At 64.4% G+C, this 23,719-nt stretch carries 22 protein-coding genes and 2 pseudogenes; 10 read left to right on the forward strand and 14 right to left on the reverse strand.

The window, feature by feature from the left end:
- The first annotated feature begins 63 nt into the window (after window positions 1–63).
- The 3 genes from JHD80_RS03310 to JHD80_RS03320 all read left to right on the forward strand — a co-directional run bounded on the left by JHD80_RS03310 (window position 64) and on the right by JHD80_RS03320 (window position 3,978).
- Complete coding sequence (locus JHD80_RS03310; protein ID WP_199084953.1) at window positions 64–912, forward strand: fumarylacetoacetate hydrolase family protein; 849 nt, start codon at window positions 64–66, stop codon at window positions 910–912.
- Window positions 913–1,157: 245 nt separating this feature from the next.
- Complete coding sequence (locus JHD80_RS03315) at window positions 1,158–3,134, forward strand: alpha/beta hydrolase domain-containing protein (protein WP_199084954.1); 1,977 nt, start codon at window positions 1,158–1,160, stop codon at window positions 3,132–3,134.
- Window positions 3,135–3,171: 37 nt separating this feature from the next.
- Complete coding sequence (locus tag JHD80_RS03320; protein ID WP_199084955.1) at window positions 3,172–3,978, forward strand: fumarylacetoacetate hydrolase family protein; 807 nt, start codon at window positions 3,172–3,174, stop codon at window positions 3,976–3,978.
- 220 nt (window positions 3,979–4,198) lie between these two features.
- Here JHD80_RS03320 and JHD80_RS29365 read toward each other — a convergent pair.
- Both JHD80_RS29365 and JHD80_RS29240 read right to left on the reverse strand, forming a co-directional pair.
- Window positions 4,199–4,309: pseudogene (locus JHD80_RS29365) on the reverse strand (hypothetical protein); the annotation flags it as partial.
- Window positions 4,309–4,758 carry an antitoxin Xre-like helix-turn-helix domain-containing protein gene (locus tag JHD80_RS29240; protein WP_349237198.1) on the reverse strand — a complete coding sequence of 150 codons (450 nt, stop codon included), beginning with the start codon at window positions 4,756–4,758 and terminating at the stop codon, window positions 4,309–4,311. The gene JHD80_RS29240 and the pseudogene JHD80_RS29365, both read right to left, overlap by 1 nt.
- A gap of 116 nt (window positions 4,759–4,874) precedes the next feature.
- Here JHD80_RS29240 and JHD80_RS03330 point away from each other — a divergent pair.
- Together JHD80_RS03330 and JHD80_RS03335 are read left to right on the forward strand one after the other, a co-directional pair.
- Window positions 4,875–5,033 (forward strand): annotated as a pseudogene (locus JHD80_RS03330) (IS3 family transposase); the annotation flags it as partial.
- Between the two features lie 30 nt (window positions 5,034–5,063).
- Complete coding sequence (locus JHD80_RS03335) at window positions 5,064–5,279, forward strand: hypothetical protein (RefSeq protein WP_199084956.1); 216 nt, start codon at window positions 5,064–5,066, stop codon at window positions 5,277–5,279.
- A 763-nt stretch (window positions 5,280–6,042) separates the two neighbouring features.
- Here the strand turns inward: JHD80_RS03335 and JHD80_RS03340 are convergent.
- From JHD80_RS03340 to JHD80_RS03355, 4 genes are all read right to left on the reverse strand, one after another.
- The gene (locus tag JHD80_RS03340) at window positions 6,043–6,654 is read right to left on the reverse strand and encodes a ferric reductase-like transmembrane domain-containing protein (protein WP_199084957.1); all 612 of its coding nucleotides are present in this window, start codon (window positions 6,652–6,654) and stop codon (window positions 6,043–6,045) included.
- Between the two features lie 5 nt (window positions 6,655–6,659).
- The gene (locus JHD80_RS03345; protein ID WP_199084958.1) at window positions 6,660–7,160 is read right to left on the reverse strand and encodes a peptidase associated/transthyretin-like domain-containing protein; all 501 of its coding nucleotides are present in this window, start codon (window positions 7,158–7,160) and stop codon (window positions 6,660–6,662) included.
- Window positions 7,161–7,450: 290 nt separating this feature from the next.
- Window positions 7,451–7,759 (reverse strand): hypothetical protein, encoded by a 309-nt coding sequence (locus JHD80_RS03350; RefSeq protein WP_199084959.1) that lies wholly within the window; start codon window positions 7,757–7,759, stop codon window positions 7,451–7,453.
- Between the two features lie 35 nt (window positions 7,760–7,794).
- Window positions 7,795–8,829, reverse strand: coding sequence for a Bug family tripartite tricarboxylate transporter substrate binding protein (locus JHD80_RS03355; protein ID WP_199084960.1), 1,035 nt, complete (start codon window positions 8,827–8,829; stop codon window positions 7,795–7,797).
- A 187-nt stretch (window positions 8,830–9,016) separates the two neighbouring features.
- Between JHD80_RS03355 and JHD80_RS03360 the strand changes: the two genes are divergently transcribed.
- On the forward strand, window positions 9,017–10,504 hold the full coding sequence (locus JHD80_RS03360) for a winged helix-turn-helix domain-containing protein (RefSeq protein WP_210339791.1): 1,488 nt from the start codon (window positions 9,017–9,019) through the stop codon (window positions 10,502–10,504).
- Between the two features lie 117 nt (window positions 10,505–10,621).
- Window positions 10,622–11,008 carry a cupin domain-containing protein gene (locus JHD80_RS03365; protein ID WP_199084962.1) on the forward strand — a complete coding sequence of 129 codons (387 nt, stop codon included), beginning with the start codon at window positions 10,622–10,624 and terminating at the stop codon, window positions 11,006–11,008.
- Window positions 11,009–11,127: 119 nt separating this feature from the next.
- Here JHD80_RS03365 and JHD80_RS03370 read toward each other — a convergent pair whose 3' ends face one another.
- The 5 genes from JHD80_RS03370 to JHD80_RS03390 form a co-directional block, all read right to left on the reverse strand.
- Window positions 11,128–11,580: a hypothetical protein gene (locus JHD80_RS03370; protein ID WP_349237199.1), complete on the reverse strand. Its 453-nt coding sequence runs from the start codon at window positions 11,578–11,580 to the stop codon at window positions 11,128–11,130.
- 278 nt (window positions 11,581–11,858) lie between these two features.
- Window positions 11,859–12,935, reverse strand: a complete 1,077-nt coding sequence (locus tag JHD80_RS03375) for a siderophore-interacting protein (RefSeq protein ID WP_199084963.1) — start codon at window positions 12,933–12,935, stop codon at window positions 11,859–11,861.
- Window positions 12,928–14,925, reverse strand: coding sequence for a Fe(3+)-hydroxamate ABC transporter permease FhuB (gene fhuB, locus JHD80_RS03380; RefSeq protein ID WP_349237200.1), 1,998 nt, complete (start codon window positions 14,923–14,925; stop codon window positions 12,928–12,930). Before fhuB ends, JHD80_RS03375 begins: the two co-directional genes overlap by 8 nt.
- A complete protein-coding gene (locus tag JHD80_RS03385; RefSeq protein ID WP_199084964.1) occupies window positions 14,918–15,808 on the reverse strand; it encodes an ABC transporter substrate-binding protein in 891 nt (296 codons plus the stop codon). The genes fhuB and JHD80_RS03385 overlap by 8 nt, the downstream gene beginning before the upstream one ends.
- Before the next feature lie 68 nt (window positions 15,809–15,876).
- Entirely contained in the window at window positions 15,877–18,093 is a 2,217-nt protein-coding gene (locus JHD80_RS03390; RefSeq protein ID WP_199084965.1) for a TonB-dependent siderophore receptor, read from the reverse strand.
- A 228-nt stretch (window positions 18,094–18,321) separates the two neighbouring features.
- Here JHD80_RS03390 and JHD80_RS03395 point away from each other — a divergent pair, with 228 nt between their 5' ends.
- From JHD80_RS03395 to JHD80_RS03405, 3 genes are all read left to right on the forward strand, one after another.
- Entirely contained in the window at window positions 18,322–19,218 is an 897-nt protein-coding gene (locus JHD80_RS03395; RefSeq protein WP_199084966.1) for a helix-turn-helix domain-containing protein, read from the forward strand.
- Window positions 19,219–19,423: 205 nt separating this feature from the next.
- A complete protein-coding gene (locus JHD80_RS03400; RefSeq protein WP_199085009.1) occupies window positions 19,424–20,224 on the forward strand; it encodes an ATP-binding cassette domain-containing protein in 801 nt (266 codons plus the stop codon).
- Between the two features lie 23 nt (window positions 20,225–20,247).
- Window positions 20,248–22,002, forward strand: coding sequence for an ABC transporter ATP-binding protein (locus JHD80_RS03405; protein WP_199084967.1), 1,755 nt, complete (start codon window positions 20,248–20,250; stop codon window positions 22,000–22,002).
- A gap of 361 nt (window positions 22,003–22,363) precedes the next feature.
- On the opposite strand, the gene JHD80_RS03410 is transcribed toward JHD80_RS03405, so the two are convergent.
- The 3 genes from JHD80_RS03410 to JHD80_RS29370 all read right to left on the reverse strand — a co-directional run bounded on the left by JHD80_RS03410 (window position 22,364) and on the right by JHD80_RS29370 (window position 23,709).
- Window positions 22,364–22,675 carry an antibiotic biosynthesis monooxygenase family protein gene (locus tag JHD80_RS03410; protein ID WP_199084968.1) on the reverse strand — a complete coding sequence of 104 codons (312 nt, stop codon included), beginning with the start codon at window positions 22,673–22,675 and terminating at the stop codon, window positions 22,364–22,366.
- Between the two features lie 17 nt (window positions 22,676–22,692).
- Window positions 22,693–23,040, reverse strand: a complete 348-nt coding sequence (locus JHD80_RS03415) for a response regulator (protein WP_199084969.1) — start codon at window positions 23,038–23,040, stop codon at window positions 22,693–22,695.
- A gap of 90 nt (window positions 23,041–23,130) precedes the next feature.
- Window positions 23,131–23,709 carry an HWE histidine kinase domain-containing protein gene (locus JHD80_RS29370; protein WP_465246490.1) on the reverse strand — a complete coding sequence of 193 codons (579 nt, stop codon included), beginning with the start codon at window positions 23,707–23,709 and terminating at the stop codon, window positions 23,131–23,133.
- Window positions 23,710–23,719: the final 10 nt, after the last annotated feature.

Genomic DNA, 23,719 nt, shown 5'->3' on the forward strand with positions numbered 1-23,719 from the left:
CTAAAGCCAAAGCGGGTGGGGCCGTTGCTTTCCACTCCACCCGCAGATGATGGAGAATCAGTCATGAAGTTGTTTCGCTACGGACCGGTGGGTGCAGAGAGGCCGGCTCTTCTCGAAGACGACGGCACTGTCCGAGATCTGAGCCGGGTCGTTCAAGACATCAATGGCGAGTCCGTGACGCCCGATGGCCTCCGCCAGATTGCAGCGCTCGACCCAAAAACGCTGCCTATCGTTAGCGACGTAGGGCGGATCGGCTCGTGCATCAGTGGTGTTGGGAAGTTTATCTGTATCGGGCTCAATTACATCGATCACGCGCGTGAGACGGGTAACGAGGCTCCGGCCGAGCCGGTCGTGTTTCTGAAGGCAACGAGCGCAATCGTCGGCCCCAATGACAACATCGTCCAACCCCGCGGATCCACCAAGCTGGACTGGGAGGTCGAGCTAGGGGTCGTGATCGGAATGAAGGCCAAATACGTTTCCAAAGAGCGCGCGCTCGATCACGTTGCAGGCTACTTCCTCGCGAACGACGTGTCCGAGCGAGCTTTCCAGACCGAAGGGACGGGTCAGTGGACCAAGGGCAAGAGTTGCGACACCTTCGGACCAATCGGGCCTTGGCTCGTCACCGCCGATGAGGTCCCCAATCCTCAAGCGCTCCGGCTCTGGCTTGATGTCGATGGCGTGCGACGTCAGGACGGCACAACTGAGAACATGATTTTCAGCATCGCCGAGATCGTCAGCTATCTCAGCGGTCTCATGACGCTCAATCCTGGCGACGTGATCATAACCGGCACGCCGGCCGGCGTCGGGCAGGGCATGAAGCCGCCGATCTATCTGCGTCCTGGCCAGATCGTCACTTTAGGGATCGAAGGGCTGGGTGAGCAGCGCCAGACCGTCGTCGCCGACGCGGCCTGACATGCCTCGCCCTCCGGGGCCAGGCATATGCGACATGACCGCGGAAACACCATGTCGCGGCACCACGGTTCTGAGGTCGCGGCCGCGAAGCATCGAAGCCCAGCCGGTCGCCGGCGGCGTACCTCTCGCTCAAGTTTCGCTCGTGTTCAAACGTTTGCCTCGCGTTCAGTTTTCTCACCTTCCGCCCCTGCTCGACGTCCCTTTCAACCAAGCTTTGATGCCAAAGTTACCGTCAGGAGAGTTTCATGCGCCGTACGTGGCTCTTGAGTTCCCTAGGCCTCTCGGTTCTCGCGGCGACGCCGGCCGTGTCCGAGGTGACTAAATTTGAAATCGTGTCACGCGGCCCGGCCTTCGAGGGCCGCAGCTTCGGAGCCGCCGGACCAGTCGAGATGATCGTCGGCAAGGCGACCTTCGCGGTTGACCCGATGAACATCGTCAACCGCCAGATCGTCGACCTCGAACGCGCGCCGCGCAACGCGCGCGGTCATGTCGAGGCAACCACCGACGTTGTCATCCTGCGGCCGCGCATCGCGACCGGCCCGATGCTGGTGGACCTACCCAACCGTGGCGATGACTTGCTCAATCGATGGCTTCACGACGCGACCGACGCGCCTCCCAGCGGCCCGGCCTCGGCCGGATCGCAGCCGGTGCGGTCGTTGGGCGCCGTGTTCAGCAAGGCTTCGAACGGCGGCAGCGGCTTCTTGTTCGAAAACGGCATGACTGTTGTCGAAGTCGGTTGGCAGGGCGATGTTCCAACCGGCATCGGCCTGCAAGCTCCGGTGATCGAGGGCCTGACCGGCCCGTCGCGGGAAAGCTTCACCTTCGCCGGGGTCGACGCTGTCCAGAAGGTCATTCTGAGCTATCCGGCCGCGGCGGGCGGCATGGGCACCATCACTGCGCGGACAACGCCAGACGCCGACGCCAAGGCTGTGGACGGCCTGACCTTTCGCCAGCTCGATCCCAGGACCATCGAGGTCACTCGCCCCGCCGGGATGGGCTCACGGACCGTCTACGAGTTCAATTACATCGCCACCGATCCGGCTGTGATGGGCATGGGCTTCGCCGCGCTGCGCGATGTCGTGTCGTTCCTAAAGTTTGACAAGAGCGCATCCAACCCGCTGGCGCCCGACGGGCCTCCGCAGACAATCGGCTTCGGCATTTCCCAATCGGGCCGCGCACTGCGCGACTTCCTGTATTTCGGGTTCAACGCCGACGAGCAGAACCGCCAGGTGTTCGATGGCATGCTGCCAGTTGTGCCAGGTGCCCGTAAGAGCTTCACCAACGCCCGCTTCGCCCAACCGAGCCGCAACCCGGGACCGTCGGCCGACCGCTTGTATCCCGTTGCGCAATTTCCGTTCGCGTACGAAACGAGCGTCGATCCGAGCACCGGCGCCCAAGACGGCATCCTGAAGCAGTGCCGCGTGACCAGCACTTGCCCCAAGATTGTGCAAATCGATTCCGAATACGAGTTCTGGGCCTCGCAGGCGGGCCTGAATGTCACCGACGTTGTTGGCAAGCCATTGGCCCTGCCCCCCGAGGTGCGCGCCTTCATGATCGTTGGGGCTCCGCACTCAAGCTGGGGCGGTCGCGTCTCCCAACCGACGCCCGCCTGCAAGCTCGCCAGCAGTTCCGTTCAAGGTCCGCCTTTGATCCGTGCCCTGATCGTCTCGCTCAATCAGTGGCTCGGCGGAACCCCGCCGCCTGCCAGCCGATACCCAACGTTGGAAGACGGCACCCTCGGCCCCGCGTCGAGCGCGTACCCCGCCAACGACGCTCTGCCTTATCAAGGGCAGTACGCGCGAGCCTATAGGGTCGCTCAGACACCCACGGGTCCCGTCGTGGAGGGCACGTTCAACCTGATGGTTCCCCAGGCGGGTACCGACGGCAACTCACGCGGCGGCGTGAAGATGCCAATGGTCGCCGTACCCCGCGGTTCCTATACAGGCTGGAATCCGCTGAAGGGCGCCGAGGGACCGGAAGATCTATGCGAGGCACAAGGTAGTGCCATGCCCTTCGCCGCCACTCGCGCCCAGAGGGCCGCAAACGATACCCGCCCAACGATCGAGGAACTGTACCACACGGAGGCCGACTATGTGGCCAAGGTGAAGGCTGCCGCCGACGAGCTCGTAGCCGCGCGGTTACTGCTCCCGGCTGATGCGGAGACCGATGTCAAACTGGCCGAAGCCGGAAAGTTGGCAAGGCTCACGCCGCCCGCCAACTAGCGGACAGACACAGGAACGGTCGCGGGCGAAATCTGCCATGGCCCGCGACATCACATCGGACAAGGACACGAGGCCAGGGATGACGCTGAATAATTCTCGCTCCGACAACACCGAAGCACTCGCCGTCGCCCTCGTTCGTGCGAACGCCGCCGGGATCGGCGTAGCGAGCGCCGGACTGCCCGTGCCGGAGCACGCGGACCAAGCCATGGAGGTTCAAGCGCTCGTCCAACGCCGTTTGGACCGGACCGTGCGCGGCTGGAAAGTGGCCCTGGGCCCGGAGAAACAGCCAATCGCCGCTCCGCTGCAGGAAATGCACACCGCATACTCCGAGATCACCTTGTTTCCAAATTGTACGATCGAAGTCGAACTGGCGGTCCGTCTCGGGAGGGATTTACCAACGCGAGAGACCGGCTCTTACGAGCGCTCCGATATCCTCGACGCGATCGAGAATCTGGTTCTAGGCATTGAAGTAATCGGCGGGCGTTTTGAAGATCCTGAAAATGTGCCATTCTTATCATTTTTGGCAGATAATCTCGGAAATCGATCTTACATAATTGGCGATAAATTACCTCTCAATACACTTGAACAGGTCGGTAAATTAAAATGTCAAGTTTCACTGAATGAAAAGTCAATCTATCGGGCTGCCGCATCCCATTCTGCTGGAGATCCACTATTACCTCTGCTGGCTTATGCAAACAGGCAAAGCGATTATCTTGGGGGCTTGAAGGCGGGGCAGATTGTGACCACTGGGACCCTTTGTGGTGTTCTGCCGGTCCATGACGCCGGACTGCTGACAGCTCAGCTAGATAGGGTCGGCCAAGTATCTGTTCGGTTAGCTGTTTAGTGTCTGGCTTAGCTTCACGTGCGTCGCCAGCGGACCTCGTTAGCTCGCGTCGGTCCCTGGATGCGAGGCGCGCTCTATTCGCGGCGAACTGCAGAAAACGCATAAGAAGCCCTAGCGCCAATGTGTCGCTCTTCGAGCAATCGGCGGCAATGCGGTCACCAACCTTGTCTGCGTCAAGGTAAGAACGAACGCGCGCCAATGAGAACATGCTCCCTTCAGCCATAATCTCGGCGGGGGTGGATCCTCCAAAGAAATCGTTCGGTCGGCTGACCCAGGCGTAACCGCAGTCGGCTTTGGCAAAGAGGATCCGGACGCCCTTGTGTATGCCCATCAGCAGTGACAACCGCGTAGCGAGGTCTCTGTCGATCCGGCCATAAGGCCAGCTTTCCAGCGCGTGAAACGCCGAGTCGATAAGCCGCCCAAGATGTCACACGCGACCGCGTCGCTTAGGCTCCACTTCTCAAAAAGTCGGACTACGGCGCGCGCCGCAGCAGATGCCTCGTCCGCAGTGATCCGCGGAATATCCGGGTTAGCAGCGGTGCGCGGTATCTCGATGAGCATGTTTCGGCTCGACTTTAGCGTACCGTTGCATGCGCGCGAGCGCATGCAACGAAGGTCGCGCGCGCGAGGGTGACTCGATGCCCTCGTCGAACTCGTCAATATGGGTGACCAATTAGCCCGCAGTTCAGGAGCTGCGGGCCTCCGGCTTCTGTCAGGACTATGGTACCGGCCATCGCCAGGAAACTGGCTTTGCCCTCCCGTCGGCTGCGGCCGGTACATCCGCGGCGACACATCCAACCGGAGAGCAGGCAGGGGCCATGATGGCACCGCGCGGACAACGAAATGGTGACGCCTTTGGTTCCTGCAAGGCCGCGAACTGAAATCTCGGAACGGGAGAGACCGAGCGGATCAGAGGCAGGGTCTACCGGACACGCGACGATGCTCGTGCCGACGTGTTCGATTACATCGAGCGCTTCTACAATGCCGTTCGCAGGCACTCGACCATCGGCTACATCAGCCCGGTCGAGTTCGAAAAGAAGGTCGGATTAGCTTAACTGAGCGCCCACGAAACCGGCAGCAGGCCAATGGCTGGCGATTGCGCCGAGGTGCTCTACTTGGATCAAGGTCACCTGACGCGCTCCCTGGGCCCGCGTGTAACGGTCGCCGAGAACACCATTCACTACATTGAAATCCGCGCTCTGAAGCTCGATCAGCTCGTCGCGACGGCCCGGTCGGATGCCAAGCCACACGACGTGACCAGGTCTTACGGGGGCATCAAGCAGCTGGGCGAGCGAGGATGAAGGGTTGAGAGGCATAGGCTCGACGTGGCAGGTTCGCTAGCGCGCTGAGAGACGCTGGAAGATGTCTCGGACAACCCCGAACACTCGCTCCCGCAGCTCTGGACGGGTTGCGAGCATCCATCCCGCCGCGCCCGCCAATATCAACCTGATCATTCTGAACTCCTCCGAATGGCTTTCACAGCATCCCGCTGGCGAGTTTCAAACGCACTTCGGCGGGATAGGTTCGCAGGGGAGACAGGCGCCGAACTCAGCGAGAACGGCCCCGGCCTTGCCGACCGGAAAACCGCAGTTCGATACCTCCAGATCGATCGAGCAGGGATGCACGAGGCGCGCTTCCTCTAGGCTCAGCTACTGCTTCGACATCCGCTCCGAGCGCAAGCTCGCCTACGGAGGCGACTTACCCCGAGACCCTAGGCTGGACGGCGGCCTCTACCTCCAACGCCACCGTCCTAGCGGGTGTTGCTATGAGCATGAGCATTGCCCGCGAAGAGGTGTTCGGACCAATCCAGTCTTCAGGTGGTCGGACGAGTAGGCGATGCTCAACGACGTCAACTCGGTCGAGTGCAGCCTGACCGGCGCCGCTTTTCACAACTAACTTGAGCAACGCCCAGCGTGCCGTCGGCGATCTAGAGCGGCTATGTCTGCGTCAACGACGCGCGGCCTCACATCATCGGGGTGCCTTTTGGCGACTACAAGATGTCGGGTGAGGGTCGGGAGAAATCTTTCTCGGAGAGCATGTCCTTCAGGATCATGGCAACAGGTCCTACCGTTTTCGTCGTGTCAGCACCGTCCAGGCGCGGAGGTTGAACAGCGCGACCGCGGTGGTCGCGACGACCAGCGCACAGAGCACGAGCTTAGAGACGCTTTCCATCGTTCCGTCGATCAGCAACGCGTGGACGACCCCACCCAGCACGACCAACACCACGAGCACCGTATGGCCGAGACGAAATAGCCGCGGCCTGATGCGCAGGGGTCGGCGCAGAGCGGCGAGCAGCGCCGCGGCGAAGGCGGCCCACATGGCGACGACCCCCCAGGCAGAAAATGGCGTCGGCGAATCGAAGAGTAGCGCGTCGACGACGTCAGGCGGGCTGGTCAACCACAGCCCGGCGACGTGAATGATGATCGCCGCAACGAGTGCCGCACCGAACCAGCGATGCACCTGACGCCCGCGCCCGATCGAGAGCCCCGACAGGTATCCCGCCGCGAGCAGAGGCTGCAGCAGAACGAGCGCAAGCGACAAGACGCCGGCGAAACCGGCCACGACATAAACCGGCCCACGCCAGGCGAGCAGCGGGCTCGTTGCAGCGGCGGCGAACGAAACAACGATCGAGCCCGTGACCACGGCCCAAATCAGGGCCGCCCTCATCCGCGCCATACGTTTCACGCAGGCTGGAGCACGAAGTCGGCCTCCAGGCTCTTGTCCCGGGAACTCTGCATCACCGGGCGCAGGAACACGGTCTTGAAGGCGGTGTCGTCATAAGCGAGGTGACCGTGCGCCTGTCCGAAGGCCGGGATGATCTGCGGCATCTCAAGACGAAAGACACCGTTGGCATCGGATAGCGTCGCACCGTGGCTTTGCGCATCGGTCTCGTAGCCTTCCGTAGTATGGGCCCAGATCTGGATGCGAACACCAGGAAGCGGCACGCCGTCTCCGGCCCGGCGCACCGTACCGGACATCCAGAAGCCCCCATTGCCGATGCGCTGCACGATAGGCGCGCCAGGCCGGTAATTATTGGCGCCGCCGCGCATCGAGTCCGTCGGTGCCAAAGCTTGGGCCTGCGCCGGCCGAATGATCGCCGGCGCTCCCGCGGTCAGCGCCGCCGCACCGAAGGCGGCGCCTGAAGCGAGCAGGCCGCGGCGTGTCGTCGAAAGGGGCAGCATCGCGTGCTCCATGGATCCAGTTGGTAGCCCGCCAGCCAAGGCCACGAGCCTCCGGTTCAACTGCAGTGTTACCGAAGCTATCCCACAGAATGTCGTCGTCGAGCGGATCACACGGCATCGTGACGATCCTCGCCGAGGGACGCCCTCCGCTCCAAGTTCCGCGTGGCATGGCATCGCGCGATTGGGATTCATCTCTACGTGACTGAGGTGGCTACCATCCGCGTTTGCCCCTCGGCACCAGTTGCGGACATGTGTCGAGCGTTCGGAACCGGGCATTCGTGACATGAGCTTTAGCGACGCGGCAGATCGAGAACGCGCCTGACCATTCGTCGCTTCCAGCACAGGGTTGCCACGATCGCGGCGCAGCAGGCGGCGTTCGCGGCGAAGGCGACCATCATCGTGCTGTCCCCGCTCAGAAGGCCCGCATAGAGGGCCGAGGACAGGTTCGCGACGAAGAACAGGCTCCAGGTCGAGCCGGATACCGCCTTCGCCCGCCCCTCGTCGCGGGCGATGGCGATGATCTGCGGGAGATAGGCGAGCACCCGGGCGAAGTTGGTGAGCAGAAAGGCGAACATGATGGCCGATTCGGTGGTTACCATGATCTTTCTCCTCGAACTCACGACTTTCGTGCCGGTCAGTCGGAGATGCGCAGGCCGAGCCGCGCGATGACGGCATTCCAGCGCCTCGCCTCGCTCTCCTGCAGCGTCCGGAGCTCATCGGGGTCGGTGCCGAGGACTTCGCTGCCTGTGCGGTCGAGCCCGCCTCGCGCCTTCGGATCGGCGGCGAATGCCGCGCGCACGACGGCAGCGATTCGTCGCGCGGTTTCGTCCGGAAAGCTCGCAGGCGCGATCATGCCCGACCAGCCGAAGAACGGTGCGCCGGGGGCTTGCAGTTCCTGTAAGGTCGGGATGTCCGGCAGCGAACCTGTCCGGCCCGCACCGGTCTGGGCCACGCCGATCAGCGTCCCTGCCGCGATATGCTCCGCTGCAGCCGCGACGACGTTGAACATCAGATGGCAGCGTCCTGCGACGAGATCCAGGCTCGCCTGCGGGAAGCCGCGATAGGGCACATGGACGATGTCGAGTCCGAGCGCTGCCTTCAGCTCCTCCATGGCGAGATGGGTCACGGTGCCGGTGCCGATCGACGCATAGGAAAGCTGGCCGGGATGGGCGCGGACATGATCGACGACATCGGCGAAGCGCGCGCCTGCGCCGAAACTGCCCGCATGGGCCGTGAGGACGAAGGGAGAGCGGTTGAGCAGGCTGATCGGACGAAAGGCGGTCGCCGGATCATAGGACAGGTTCGGGTTCATCGCCTTGGCGGTGGTGGTCGGTCCGCCGAGCACGAGGCCGAGCGTATGACCGTCGTCCGCGTGGGCCACAGCCGCAGCGGCGACGACGCCGCCGGCGCCGGGCATGTTCTCAACGACGAAAGGCTTGCCGAAGGCCGCTGCGAGATGCGGGGCGAGGCCGCGCGCCACCGGGTCGGAGCCCGAGCCGGCCGGCTGCCCGAGCAGGATGCGAACCGGCCGGTCCGGCCAGACGCCCTGGGCATGGGAGATCGCGCCGAAGGCCGGCATGGCGCAGAGGGTGGCGACGACGCCGCGGCGGGACATCATCGGCCGCGGGGCGCGCCGTGACGGCTGGGATGGGCTCATAGTCGGGGTCATGGTCGACATCCTCGATCGGTTGCGATGCCGCCATCATCCGTCGACGCCGCGTTCGCGTCCTGACAGCGCGCTGAAGCTGTGCTGAAATTCGCCGATGACCGAAGATCAGTCGAGCACCGGGTCCGGCGGCGGCCAGCGAGCCGTGATCGGCTTCGACGGCTTCGTGCTGGAGCCGGCGCGAGGGCGATTGCTCGGCCGGGACGGCGGCGAGATCGGCATCAGACCGAAGGCGTTCGAACTTCTGGTCGCTCTCGCGACAGCCGATGGCCAGCCATTGACGAAGGCCGAGTTGCTCGACCGGATCTGGGGCCGGATCAACGTCACCGAAGACAGCCTTTTCCAGGCGGTCAAGGAAGCGCGGCGGGCACTCGACGACGGGAACGGAAAGCTGCTGCGGCACGTCCCGGGGCGAGGTTATCTGCTCGATTGCCCGTGCAGTCCGCAAGGCCAGGCGCAAGCGCTCCCGACGCCGGCTCCCTCAGACAGTCGGCCCTCGCTGGCCATCCTGCCATTTCGCGTGCTTGGACCATCAAGCCGCAGCTATCTGGCCGAAGGTCTGGTCGAGGAGATCTCGATCGCCCTCTCGCGCTTCCGCTGGCTGACCGTCATCGCAAATGCCTCGGCAGCTCAAAGCGGCGGGCGAGCCGGCGAAGAGACGGCCGTCGCCGCGCGGCTCGGCGTGCGCTATCTGATCGAGGGCTCCTTCGCGGAGGAAGGCGACCGGCTGGTCGTGCGCTGCCGGCTCGTCGATGCCCGGTCATCCAGACAGGTCTGGCAGGACAGCTTCAGAAGTGACGGCCCAGGCGTGCTGTCGCTCTATGAGGCGATGACGGCAGCGATAGCCGCGGCGATCGAACCACGCTTGCTGAAAGCCGAGATCGATCGCGTGCTGCGCAAGGGCACCAGCGATTTCGACGCCTTCGACTGCTACCTGCGCGCGCTGCCAGGCTATTATTCGCGCACGCCTGCAGGCAATGCCGAGGCCGTCGTGCTGCTGGAGCAAGCGCTGGCGCGCGATCCGCATTTCGTGCTGGCGCGGGCGCTTCTGGCGCGCTGCGTCGCGAGTACGATCTGGCTCGGCGTCGAGCCCGACCATGCGGCCGGCAGAGCCCGGGCCTTGGACCTCGCGCGTCAGGCGCTGGCCGCCGATCGCGCCGACCCGCAGGTGCTTGCGCTTTGCGGACATCTCTTGTCGGTTCTCGGCGGCGAGCATGACGAAGGCGGCGCGCTGCTTGATCTTTCGCTGCGGCTCAATCCCAACGGCGCCGAGGCCTGGCGGCTCGGCGCCTGGGTCGCGGTGTGGGCTGGGGAGTCTGAATTGGCGCTGGCCCGAGCGGACGAGGCAGAGAGATTGGATCCGCTCTCGCCGCTTCAGTCCGATCTCCTTTCCGTCCGCGCCGCCGCGCTTTTCTACGCCGAACGTTTCGATGAAGCCGTCGCGGCGGCTCGGCGGTCGCTGGCCAATGTCCCGGAGGCGACGACGGCAAGGCGCTACCTCATCGCGGCGTTGGCCTCTGCCGGAGACATGCAAGCGGCCCGCAGCGAACTCGCCGCCCTGCTGCAGCGTCAGCCCAACAGCACGATCCAGCGCACGAGAGCCGGCCACCCTTTGCGAAACGAGCGGTTTCTGACACGGCTGCTCGACGCTCTGCATCAGGCAGGCATGCCTAGCTAGGGTCTTTGCGGACATCCGCCTGCTGACGCTGCGAGCGTAGATCAGCCGGCTTCTGGCATTGACGGCGCCGCCGAGGTAATTGCAGCGTAGCGCGGGGGCGCGGAATGGAACGAACGCATGCGCGTCATTAAGCCCAACGCCGAACTCGAAAAATGGCGAGAGGGCGTGCTGACCTCGATGCGGGTTTCAGCCGTCGTCGGATCGCACCAGCTCTGCATCTTCGAGCAGCTTTGCCAACCAGGCCTTGGCGCGCCGATGCACGCGCATACCGTCGAAGAAATCCTCGAGGTTATTGAGGGGCAGGCGGAGATCCGCATCGAGGACGAGGTCATGTCGGTCCTGCCCAACCAGTCGGTCATCGTGCCCGCTGGCAGCCGTCATGGATTCACGAACAGCGGAGCCGGAACACTGAAGGTTCGCGCCACTCTCGCTTCGCCGATTTTCGAAGCAAGCTACGACGACAGCGGAGAGGTGAAACGGAGGTACAGCCCGGACGCACCATAGAGAGATTTTTGGACACCACTGTGCCGCATGGACGCCCTGAATAGAGAGGGTGTCGCTCATGCAGACAGGTGCAGGCGATAGCTGAATAGCTTTTCTCCCGTCCCTTCGGGCGGCATACCTCACCGAAGCAGACCTTCAGCCTCAAACTCTTCCCAGCCGTCGAGGCCGGTTTTCTGTTCGTCCGGATCGGGCGTTGCCTTACGGGATTTGGCCGAACGCTTTTCCACACGCCTCATAGCCGCCTTCCCTGCTGCCCGCCGCCGGTTCTCTGCTGTCGTCGCGATATCCTCTTCTCGCCAGATTTCCGGAAATCCCCTGTCGAGGACATTTTCGATGAAACTCGCGGTGAAGACGTGGAATGTGACGGCCTTGGCTCGGCCACGCAGCTTGACCGTTTTGGTTCCTGCGCTCTGCAGGCGGCCGTCGTCGAGCCACTTGTGGCGCTCGCGCGATGAGATGGAGAGAATGTCCTCGGCCTCGCTGGGGAGGATGGGCAACTCGGCAATTTCGGCCAGCATGTCAGCTACGATCGCAGACAGAGCGTCAAACTCAGCAGCATCGGCGTCCGGCATGTGAAGAATCGCTTTGCCGGTTTCGACCGTGAGGTGCTTCCGTGTCGACCAAGGAAGCCGCCGCCTGATTTCCCGCTCAATTCCCTTGGCGCGGACCGACGACCCAAGGGTGGCCGTTGATGGAAGAGGCCATTCGGCGCGCTTCCGAACCGGCGTCTGGCTGTCTGGCGCTGCCCCCAGAATATGTCGACTTTGACTTCTGGCGCTGCAGCCGCCGACCGGGGGGCATCTCAAAACGGGCTGGCCGCGCGTTTTTCCTGAGGCGAAGCGCCTGCGCATCAGTCCCCGTGGTCGCGAACGTCGGCATGACCAAGACGCCAGTAGGCCGCGACAAGGTGCCTGTCCTTCGGCAGCCTCCATTCACTGCGCAGATGCTTGCGGATCGCTCGCGCCGCAGCCCGCTCGCAGCCGACGAAGACGAAAGGGTTCCTCTCCTCCGGTGTAGTAATGGCTTTGATAGCCTCGAGCAGCAGATCGGTCGTTCCGGCCGGCGCATCGCCACGGTGGAGCCAGGTCACATCGATCGCAGCATTGGATTTGATGTCCTGCCGCTCGCTGTCTTCGGCGACCTCTAAAATGATCGCTGCGCGGGCGGTCGCAGGGAGTTCGGCAGCAATCCGCGCGATTGCGGGCAGCGCGGTTTCATCGCCGCAGAGCAGATACCAGTCGGCCGCAACGATATCGCCGCCGCCAGGCCCGAGCAGGCCGACGCGGTCACCGGATCTCGCATTGCGGGCCCAGGTCGATCCCGGTGAGGAATCGTGCAGCACCACGTCGACGGCGAGTTCTTGACGTTGATGATCGATGGAGCGGATCGTGTAGATGCGCCGTACCAGTTCGTCCGCGCCGGACGGCCAGATCACGCGGTTATCTGGCCCGACGCCCGGCCAGATCGGCATGCGCCCGGGCGGCGGGATGAGCACGCTGACATGCAGGCCGCCGCTCTCGAAATGCGCAGTATCCTCGCAGGTCAGGATAACGCGGCGCATCGCCGGGGTGATGTCATGGGCACTCCGCACCACAGCTTCACGGAAATACGGAATGCGCGGTTGCTGCGGCAGGCTTCCACGCCAGCTCACCTCAAGCGGCTCACCTTCGGCGAACTCATGAAGGTGCTCGGCGACCGAGGACGTTACGACGAAGAGATAGGTCTCGCTGGGGCTCGTCACGGCAATGTCGAGGACACCGTCCGGCGAGCAGAGGTCCACAGCACCGAAATGGCCTTCCAGGCGTGCGCCATTGTCGTGGCGCGTTACGGTGAAGTGCTCGACGAAATGCGCGCAAAGCCGCTCCAGCATCGCATTGGGATCGCGCATCGCGACATGTGCATCGGCGCGCAGTTCGAGCTCAGCCATTGCGGGCTCCTCCACGGTTCAAGAGCCAGATCAGATAGGGCCCGCCGATCAGCGCGGCGAAGAGCCCGACCGGGACCTGATAGGGAAAGACGACGAGGCGCGCGAGCCAGTCGGCGAGGATCATCACGCCGCAGCCGATCAGGATGGCGGCGAGCAGCTGATCGCGACTGCCGGCGAAGCCAGCGACACGAGCGAGATGCGGCGCGATCAGTCCGATCAGGCTCAGTGGCCCGACCAGCAGCGATGCGACCGCCGTTGCGAGCGCAGCCATGGCCGCCAGACAAAGGCGGCTGCGCTCCACCGGTAGACCGAGACTGCGGCTCGTCGCCTCGCCCAGTGGTAAGAGGTCGAGCCAGCGGATGGCGAGCAGGAGCGGCACGACCAGCGCGATGCAGGCCATGAGGCCGGTCCAGGCCTCGATCTCGCCGGCACGGTTGGTCGAGCCCGACAGCCAGACCAGCAGCAAATAGGCGCGCAGATCGCCCTGGGCCATCGCCGTCGAGACCACGGCCATGCAGAGCGCGCCCATGGCGATGCCGGCGAGCAGCAGGCGCTGCGGACCGATGCTAGGACGTGCAGCGAAGACCAGCATGACGATGAGCACCGCGAGCGAACCGCCCGCGATGCCGGCCAGTACCGCGAAGGAGCCTGTCGGCAGAAACGTCAGCGCCAGCAGCAATCCCACACCACCGCCGGAGCTGACGCCGAGCACTTCAGGGCCGGCGAGCGGATTCGCGGTCAGGCGCTGCATCAGGCAGCCTGCTGCCCCGAGAAGCGCACCTGCCGCGCCCGCTGCGGCGAGGCGCGGACCGCGAAACGGCAGCAGGTCCCAGAACAACGTGCCCGTCGCCCAACCCCATCCCTGCGGTCCCCGTCCAAGCACGAGGCCGAGCGTTGCGACCGCGAGAATGAGACCAGCCAAGGGCACCAGCGAAACCAGCGAACGCGCCTGCCGGTCCGGCCGCCACGAGGTATCGACCGCCTGCGGCGACTGGGTGGGCGGCACCCGCCGCATCAGCCAGAGCAGGAGTGGCCCACCGATCAGCGCGGTCGCAGCACCGGTCGGGGCGAGATCATTGAAGCCGGAACCAAGCAGCTGCACGGCGCTGTCGGTGATCGAGAGCAGCATGGCGCCGAGCGCCGGGGCCGCCAGCAACATCTGGCGCGGGGTGCGGGCGCCGAGCTCGCGCGCCAAGGCCGGCGCGGCGAGGCCGACGAAGCCGATCACCCCGACCTCGGCGGTGACGCTGGCCGCCAGCCAGATCGCGAGGCCGAGCACGGCGAGGCGCGCGGCGTGCAAGGTCAGCCCCAGGCCGCGTGCGATATCCTCGTCGAGGCCGAGCAAGGTGAGCGGGCGCATCAGCAGGGTCGCTGCGACGGCACTCAGGGCCAAGCGCGGCGCGAGCGCGAGGACTGCATCCCAGCTTTGCTGGTTGAGCGAGCCGGCGCCCCAGATGAACAGCGACAGCACATATTCGCCCTTGGCAAGGATGACCGTCGCGCTCGCAGCTGCCGCGACCAGCGAGACGACCATACCGGAGAGGACCACGGTCATCGGATCAAGACCGCGCCGCCAGTTCAGGCCGAGCACGAGCACGACTGCCGCGAGAGCGCCGACCTGCGCCACGCCCTCCCGCGAGAAAGCGATCAGCGCGGGCGCATAGGCCGAGGCAATGGTGAGCGCGAGTTGCGCGCCCGAGGCTATGCCGAGTGTCGAGGCATCCGCGATTGGATTGCGCAGTACTCGCTGGAACAGCATCCCCGCAAGCCCGAGTGCCGCGCCACAAATCAGCGCGGTCACGGCGCGCGGCATCAGGCTGTGCCAGAGCAGGATACTTTCCAGTATTCGCGCCAGATCCGGCGCAGCTGGCAGCGACGGCCGTGTCATCACCACCGCCCCGAGCAGCGCAGCCGCCGCCAATGCGACGAGAGCCCAGATGCCGGAGCGTGCGCCAAGCTGGCGGCGAGTTCGAGCAGCAAGCTCAGCCACGCGCCGCCTCCGCCGCGATCATGGCCTCGGTGAGGAGCCGCGCGAAGCGTCGCGCCGCCGGCAGGCCGCCATAGGGATTGATCGAGCCGATCCGCAGGAGCCGGCCTTCGCGGAGATTGGGCAGCGCATTCCAGAAGGAACTGCGCGCGAGAATCTCCATCGCGCCGGGCGGCACCGGCGGGATCAGGGCGATATGGGCTTCGGGCACACGCACCAGTGCTTCCAGCCCGATCGGCGCCATCGCGGAATAGCTGGTATGGTCGGTCCAGGCATTGGCCAGGCCGAGCCGTTTCAGCACCTCGCCGAACAGGCTGTCATCGCCGAAGACGCGGAAATGCCTAGCGTCACCCAGGTTGACGGGAATGACGGCGCGCGCCGCAAGCGGCTTCAGCCTCTCGCGCAGCACCGCGAATTGTGCCTCAGTCTCGGCAATGTAGCGCTCGGCTGCCGCGGCAACGCCAAGGCGCGCCCCGATGGCTTGCGTCATTGCGACCGCCGGGTCATAGGGCGGCCTGCCCGGCGCGTAGACCGAGAAACTCTCGACGGGCGCGATATGGCGCAAGCGCGGCTCGGAGGCGACATAGAAGCTCGATGACAGGATCAGCTCGGGCCGCGACAGCAGCAGCAATTCGAAATTGACCGTGCCGCGCAGGCCGAGATCGGTGACTTCCTCCGGCACCGCAGGCTCGACGGCGATCTCGCGGAATTGCCTCAGTTCCGGCGCGGCGACAGGCGGACATCCGAGCGCGACCAGCGTCTCCAGCACCGACCAGTCGACGGTTGCGACGCGAAGGCTTGCTGCGTGCGCCGGCCACGGCATTCCCGCGGCCCCGATCAGGGCGAGGGCTCCGCGGCGCGTCGGATGTCCCGTGTGGTCGATCATGCGCCGGCACCTACCACGACAGTAGGCCGCAGCGCAGGGCTGCGGCCTCGAATGCGCTGCCGCGCACCTTACCAGCGGTAGTTCGCGGAGACGGTGACGGTGCGCGCATCGCCATAGCTGCAGCTCGAAACGTCCTGGCAGCTCTTCACATAAGCCTTGTCGAAGAGATTGGTGGCGTTGACCGCAAATCCCCAGTTGCCGACCTTGTAGCGGATCGCGGCATCGACGAGCGTCGCGCCGGGAACCTTCAGGGTATTGGCGTTGTCGGCCCAGGACTTGCCGACATAACGGATGCCGGCGCCGAGGCTTAGACCCTTCAGCGCGCCATCGGTGAAGGTATAGTCGGCCCAGCCGGACGCGGTGATCTCCGGTACGATGAACGGCGTCTTGCCGACCAGCGAGAGGTCCGTGTGCTTGCTGATCTCCAGATTGAACGCGGTCAGCGAGGCCAGCACCTTCCAGTTCTCGGTGAGGTTGGCCTTGGCCTCGAACTCGAAGCCGGTCGAGGTCACTTGTCCGAGCTGTTGCTGGGCGAAGGCGTTGAAGAAGGTCGGCGCGGGAACGAGGACGTTGTCCTTGACGATGTGGAACACCGAAGCGGTGAACAGCGCGTCCGCAAAGGTCGGCTTGTATTTGACGCCACCCTCGACCTGCCAGCCCTTCTCCGGCTTGAACGGCAGGAAGACGCCCGGCGTTCCGGTCGAGGTGCCGTCGAAGACGGGGTTGAAGAAGCTCGCGACGCTGGCATAGGGCGTCAGGCCGTTGGCGAATTCATAGGCGAGGCCGGCGCGCCCGCTGAAGGCCCCTTCCCGATCGTCGTAGCTCGGCGAGAAGGCGAGCGTGGCCGGGCTCACGGATTTCTTCTCGGCATAGTCGTAGCGCCCGTTGAAGGTCGCCAGCCAACCGCCGCCGAAGCGGATCTGGTCCTGCAGGTAGACGCCGACCTGATGGTGCTTCAGCTTCTGATCGAGATAGACGAAGCTCGCGCCCTGCGCGGCGCCATAGACCGGGTTGGTGACGCTGATCGTAGTGGCGCCGCCCGATGCCTGTACATGGTCGATCTCGAAATACTTGTAGTCGAGTCCAACCATCCAGGAATGCTGCAACGGCCCGGTGTCGAACTTGCCCTCGAGGCGGTTGTCGATGGTGAAGGTGTTGACCTTCGTGTTCTCCTGGAAACCGATGCGGTAGAGCTGGTAATCCGGACCGATCGGCTGGAAGCCGTTGCCGAATGGCGATCCGGGTCCGGCATAGCCATAGCCGTAGGGGCCGAGCTGCGCCCCGCGCATCTGGCCGTATCGCGCGTTCTGCGAGAAGGTCACGCCGCCGAAATCATGCTGGAATTCGTAACCCAGCATGGACGTGACGCGCTTTTGGCTGTCGATCGCGGGTTCGCCGAAGAAGGCGTCGCGCTTGATCTTGCCGAAGGGCGCGTTCACCACCGTGCCGACATAAGGCAGGAAGCTGCCGCCGGAATGAACCTGGTCCAAATAGCTGTAGGCGCCATAGGCGGTGACGCGCGTGGTGCCGCTCGGCTGATAGGTGATCTGCGGCATGATCGTGCCGCGGAAGTCCTTGGAATAGTCGGTGTACTGGTCTCCGCCGGAGAGCTTGCCGGTCAGGCGCGTGCTCCACACGCCCTGCTTATCGCTCGTGCCGACATCGACGCCGACATAGGCATTGCCGAAATTGTTGATGCCGGTCTCGACATAGCCGAAATTCTTGCCGTTCGGCCGCTTGCTGACCAGGCTGACGATCCCGCCGGGGTTGGAGCCGCCATAGAGCACCGAGGCCGGACCTTTGAGTACCTCCACCCGCTCCAGCAGGAAGGGGTCGATCTGGAAGCCGCCGAAGCCGTAGGAATAGAGCTGCAGGCCGTCCAGATAGACGCCGGTCTGTGTCGCCTGGAAACCACGGATGAAGAACCAGTCCGTGTCGGGGTCGGCGCCGAAGGGCTGCGCCTGGACGCCGGCGGTATAGCGCAGCGCCTCGTCGACCTTCAGGGCCTTGCGATCGTCGAGCTCCTCGCGGCCGATGACCGAGACGGCCTGCGGGATTTCGGTGATCGGCGTGTTGCTCTTCGAGCCGGTGGCGGAGCGCGTCGCGACATAACCGGTGACCGGCCCCGTCGCCGCATCGCCCTGGCCTTCGACCGTGATCGTGTCGAGCTGGACGGTCGGGCCGGGCGCCGTCTGCGCGAAGGCGATCGCTCCGTACAGAATCGCACTCAAAGAAACAGTCGAATGAAGAACAAAGTTCTTATTCATGCTTCGCTTATAGCACATGGCCAGCTCAAGCCTCAATATAGTGTGCCTTGTGTGAATTGCCCAAACTTAGAACCATTCAAAATATCGGCACTGCTTTGCATGGCGACGTAACACTGCTATTAATTTCTGGATTGATCGTTCCTGTCATGCGTTGAACGTTCTTGGGCACGCAGGCGCGGTTGCGCTCTTCGCGTTGCATTTTGATCACGCGATTTGTCGCAAGTTTCCCGCCGCAGGAGGGGCAGGATGGGTTTCCAGCCAGACATGCGCTCGGTTCGCCAGGGCATCAGTGTCATCGGGGCGCTGAAATACCGGGTCTGGAACGGTGTAGTCGCGGACCTCTGGCAGGCGGAATGCCAGGCGGGAGCGACAGGGGAATATGTTTCCGAGCATCCGCGCCTCTTCGTCATCCTCGACAAGGTCGGCGGCCCTTTCGAGACGACCCTGAATCCATCCGTGCCCGGCTTGTCGTCGCGGAGTGGCGCCCATGCGATCAGCTTCATGCCGGCAGGCGTGCCGGTCTGGGGCCGCACGCAGCAGCGCATGCGCATCCGCCATCTCGATCTGCATTTCGATGCGGCGAACGTCAGCGAACGCCTCGGACAGGCCCTGTCGCCCGATCTTCTGCGGCAGCCGCGCATCATGTTCTCGAACGAGCGCATCCAGACGCTGGCGCGGCTCATCGCCGGCGAATGCGCCGAGCCCGACGCCCGACACGATCTCTATGGCGACGGCTTAGTGCTCGCGGTGCTGATCGACCTGTTCGGCCTCCGGCGCGACGCGCCGCGGCGGCGGACACCTTTGACCAGCTGGCAGCTCAAGGCGGCAACCGATTACATCGCGGAGCACGCAGCCGGTACGATCCGCCTGCAGGATCTCGCCGGGCTCGTCGGCCTGTCGCAATCGCATTTCAGCCACGCCTTCAAGGCCTCGACCGGCCTGCCGCCGCATCAATGGCAGCTCAAGGCCAGGATCGAGCGGGGCCAACGCCTTCTCGCGGCCGGCGACCGATCGCTGACCGAGGTCGCGGTCGAAGCCGGTTTCTCGGACCAAGCCCATTTCACGCGCGTTTTCCGCCGCCTCATCGGCGAGACTCCGGCTGCCTGGCGACGCGGCACGATAGAACGCCCGTCCATGGATTGAAGCCATCTCGAACGCGATAAGGCGCGCGGCACGCCCCGCCATTCGGCAGCGCGCTTGCATGCCGCCTCCTTTCTTCACCGCTCACGGCGGTGTAGGGCGGAGCGGCCGAAGCTGGAAAATCTTCCCCAAGGCGAATTGGATCATGGATAGCAACGTTTCGGCATCTCTGCCCGGTTCCGGCGTGCCGGCGGCACAGGCGCTAACAATGACCGCGGCTGCGTCACAAACCGCCGGCGAGTTGTTCGAACTCGACGGCGTTTCCTTCAGCGTGCCCGGCCGCGTGCTACTGGAACCGCTGACGCTGTCGCTGCCGACGCGGCAGGTCATCGGGCTGATCGGCCATAACGGCTCCGGCAAGTCGACGCTGCTCAAGCTGCTGGCGCGCCAGCAGGCTCCGACGGCGGGCACGATCCGCTTCGAAGGCACCGCGCTCGACGCCTGGAGCAGCCGCGGCTTCGCGCGCAAGGTGGCCTATCTCCCGCAGCAGACGCCGGCCTCGTCCGGCATGCTGGTCAAGGAGCTGGTCGCGCTTGGCCGCTATCCCTGGCATGGCGCGCTTGGCCGCTTTAACGCCAAGGATCGCGAGAAGGTGGCTGAGGCGATGGCGCTGACCGGCGTCGATGCCTTCGCTGACCGGCTGGTGGACACGCTCTCTGGCGGCGAGCGCCAGCGCGTCTGGATCGCGATGCTGATCGCGCAGGACGCCGAATGCCTGCTGCTGGATGAGCCGACCTCGGCCCTCGACATCGCTCACCAGATCGAGGTCCTGTCGCTGGTGCATAAGCTTTCCGCGAAAAAGGGCCTCGGTGTCATCGTCGTGCTGCACGACGTGAATATGGCGTCCCGGTTCTGCGACGAGATCATCGCCCTGCATTCGGGCCGGTTGATCGTCCGCGGAGCGGCCGAAGAGGTGATGACGTCGCTGCAGCTTGCCCGTATCTACGGCGTCGAGATGAGCGTCATCGCCCATCCGCAGACAAAGCGCCCGGTCGCCCTCCCAGCCTGAGAGCGGCCGCCGCGGAGACCGACATGGACCTAATCAAGCGGTTCGCCGCCTATTACCAGCCGCATCGCGGCCTCTTCCTGCTGGATTTCTGCAGCGCGGTCGCGGCTGGCCTGCTAGAGCTCGCCTTCCCCATCGCCATGACGCTGTTCATCGACCGGCTGCTGCCGACCGGCGAGATCGGGCTGATCGGGCTCGCCGCGGCGGGCCTCTTCCTCGCCTATCTGATCAGTGCAGGCCTGCAGGTCATCGTGACCTACTGGGGCCACATGCTCGGCATAGGCATCGAGACCGAGATGCGGGCCAAGGCTTTCGACCATCTCCAGAAGCTCTCCTTCGGCTTCTTCGACAACCAGAAGACCGGCCATCTCGTGGCGCGCCTGACCAAGGACCTGGAGGAGATCGGCGAGGTCGCCCATCACGGCCCCGAGGACCTGTTCATCGCGATCATGACCCTGATCGGCGCCTTCATGCTGATGCTGTGGGTCCATCCCCAGCTCGCGGTCATCACCGCGCTCGTGGTACCGTTCACCGCCTTCGTCACCATCCGCTACGGCAGCCGCATGACCACGAACTGGCACGCCCTCTACGGCCGGGTCGGCGATTTCAATGCTCGGATCGAAGAGAATGTCGGCGGCATCCGCGTTGTCCAGGCCTTCGGCAACGAGGATCACGAGCGCCGGCTCTTCGCCGAGAGTAACCGGCATTATCGCGACACCAAGCTCGCCGCCTACAAGCTGATGGCCGCCTCGACCTCGCTGTCCTATCTCTCGATGCGCTTCGTCCAGGTCGTGGTGATGCTGGCCGGCGGCTGGTTCGTGGTGCGCGGCGAATTGTCGGCCGGCGGCTTCGTCGGCTTCCTGCTGCTGGTCGGCGTGTTCTTCCGGCCGGTCGACAAGATCAACGCAGTGATCGAGAGCTATCCGAAGGGCATCGCCGGCTTCCAGCGCTACCTCGCCTTCCTGGCGACGCGCCCCGATGTCGCGGACCGCCCCGGCGCCCGCGAGGTCGAGCGGCTACGCGGGGACATCGCTTATCGCGACCTGCATTTCGGCTACAGCGCAGGACGGCCGATCTTCGACGGGCTGAACCTGGAGATCAGCGCGGGCGAGACGATCGCCTTCGTCGGCCCCTCCGGCGCCGGAAAGACCACGATCTGCTCGCTGCTACCGCGCTTCTACGAGGTCACGGGCGGGGCGATCACGATCGACGGCATCGACATCCGCGACATGACGTTGAAATCGCTGCGTTCCAATATCGGCATCGTGCAGCAGGACGTGTTCCTGTTCGCCGGTACGATCCGCGACAATATCGCCTATGGCCGCCTCGGAGCGACCGAGGAGGACATCATCGAAGCGGCGCGGCAAGCGCGGCTCGATGCCGTCATCGCCGCCCTGCCAGACGGGCTCGATACCGTGATCGGCGAGCGCGGCGTCAAGCTCTCGGGCGGCCAGAAACAGCGCCTCGCCATCGCTCGCATCTTCCTGAAGAACCCGCCGATCCTGATCCTCGACGAGGCGACCTCGGCGCTCGACACTGAGACCGAGAAGGCGATCCAGCTCTCGCTGGCGGAATTGTCGCGCGGCCGGACCACACTGGTGATCGCGCACAGGCTCGCGACCATCGCCAATGCCACCCGGATCGTAGTCGTCGAAAACGGCGATGTCGTCGAGCAGGGCAACCATGCCCAGCTGCTCGCCCGGCAAGGCGGGCGCTACCGCAGCCTCCATGCCGCACAGTCCGGCCTGACCGGAGCGGTCCCGGGCAATGCGGTCGCCTGAGCGGGCGGCAGCAAGGGAAGGCGGCTGCCCTAGGCCTCGCGCCCGCCTAGGCGCCTGGTCCGGTATAGTGACTTCCGGCGCGGCGAGAGCTGCGTTGCGAAATGAAGGTCCGCTTCCGGGCAAGGCTCCAATGTCCGGAGTTGGCGCGCTGCTCGCATCAGCCTCCGTGCGGATTGTGCATGCCAGTTCCTTCGGCAACTACCGTTGGCATTCCGTCCATCTCGCGGATCAAGGGAGATGAGCGAGTGTAGTCCGGCGGGAACATGCCGGCGTCCTGGATCGTAAAGCCACAGGCCCGGATAGGACAGGCACCAATCGTCCAGGACCGAAATTAATGCGCCCGAGGTCATATGCCGCGCCCCTACATCCCGTCGATCACAACATCGGAATGCTCTACGCCTTCCGGCTTCTCCAACAGGTACTTGTCGTCCTCGGGGTAATACCGCGCCCGCTTATGGTCCTCGCCGGCGAACGCCTTGATCGCTTCGATCGACGTCCACCAGGACAGCGTGACGACCTCGGTCGTGCCGTCGCCGAGATCCCGCAGCAGCATCTGGAAACCCAAGTTACCCATGGTGGCGCCATAGTCCGATACGCCGGTGCGGCGGACGTAATCGGTGTAGGCTGCACGGTCGTCGGTCCGGATGCGGGATGCCCAGCGGCGGAGGATCATGCTTTCGGGCATCGTTCTCAGGCCGCCTTTATGGCTTCCATCACGATCACCTCGTTATGAGGCTTTCGGAGGAACTGCACCTCGGGCGGCATCTCATGCGGGTCCGGCCGGATGCGGCCACTGGCTATAATGATCGATACCGGTGGCCACCGGTCGCGCACGGCGAACGCCAGCTTCAATCCATCCATGGATCCGGGCATCTCGATGTCGGTGAAGATGATGGTGATGTCCTTGCGGACTTCGAGAATCGCGATCGCGTCGTCCGCATTACAAGCCTCGATCACATCGATGCCTGCATCCTCAATCATGGATGCCAGGTCCATGCGGATAAGCGGCTCATCCTCGACCACCAAAACGACGGTCATGCTCTCTCGAACTTTCAAAACGCCTCTAACCCGCGGTGTTCCAATTCGAGTGGAATGGAATGGTTCAGTGTCGGATTGAATTTTATCGGGTCACGGAAGTTGGACGTCGGCCAGGCTCGCCTCGAATTCTGCGATCAGCCCCGTGGGCAGCCACTGCTTTTGGACGCTGCCTTTGCCCAGCAAGCCCATCTCGATCAGGCGCGATCCAAAGCTGCGCCGGGTCGGCTCTGAGACCGGCGGACCGCCAAATTCCAGCCAACGAACCCTCAGCGTCGGCTCGTCGCCACTTTCGTCGATCCGCCACGACAGGTCGACCTTGCCAGTCGGCAAAGATAGTGAGCCGTGCTTGGTGGCATTCGTCGCCAGTTCGTGGAGCATCAGCGAGATGGAGACCGTCGCCTTCGGCCCAAGCTCGATGTCGGAGCCCGATGCCACGATCCGGCCGTCGTCGCCATGGAGAGCGAGCATCGGCCTGACAACGCTAAGTAGGGAAGCTGCCTCCCAGTCCTGTTGAAGCAACTGGTCGTGTGCCATTCCCATGGCCGCGATCCGCTGGCTGAAGGCGGCGACGGCGTCGCGCTCGGTCACGCTCTTCAGCGTTTGCGTCGCGATGGCCTGAACCATCGCGAGGGTGTTCTTCATGCGATGCGCGATCTCGGCATTCAGCACGGCCTGCTGG

This window comes from Allobosea sp. ASV33, from assembly GCF_016428755.1.
GTDB lineage: Bacteria > Pseudomonadota > Alphaproteobacteria > Rhizobiales > Beijerinckiaceae > Allobosea.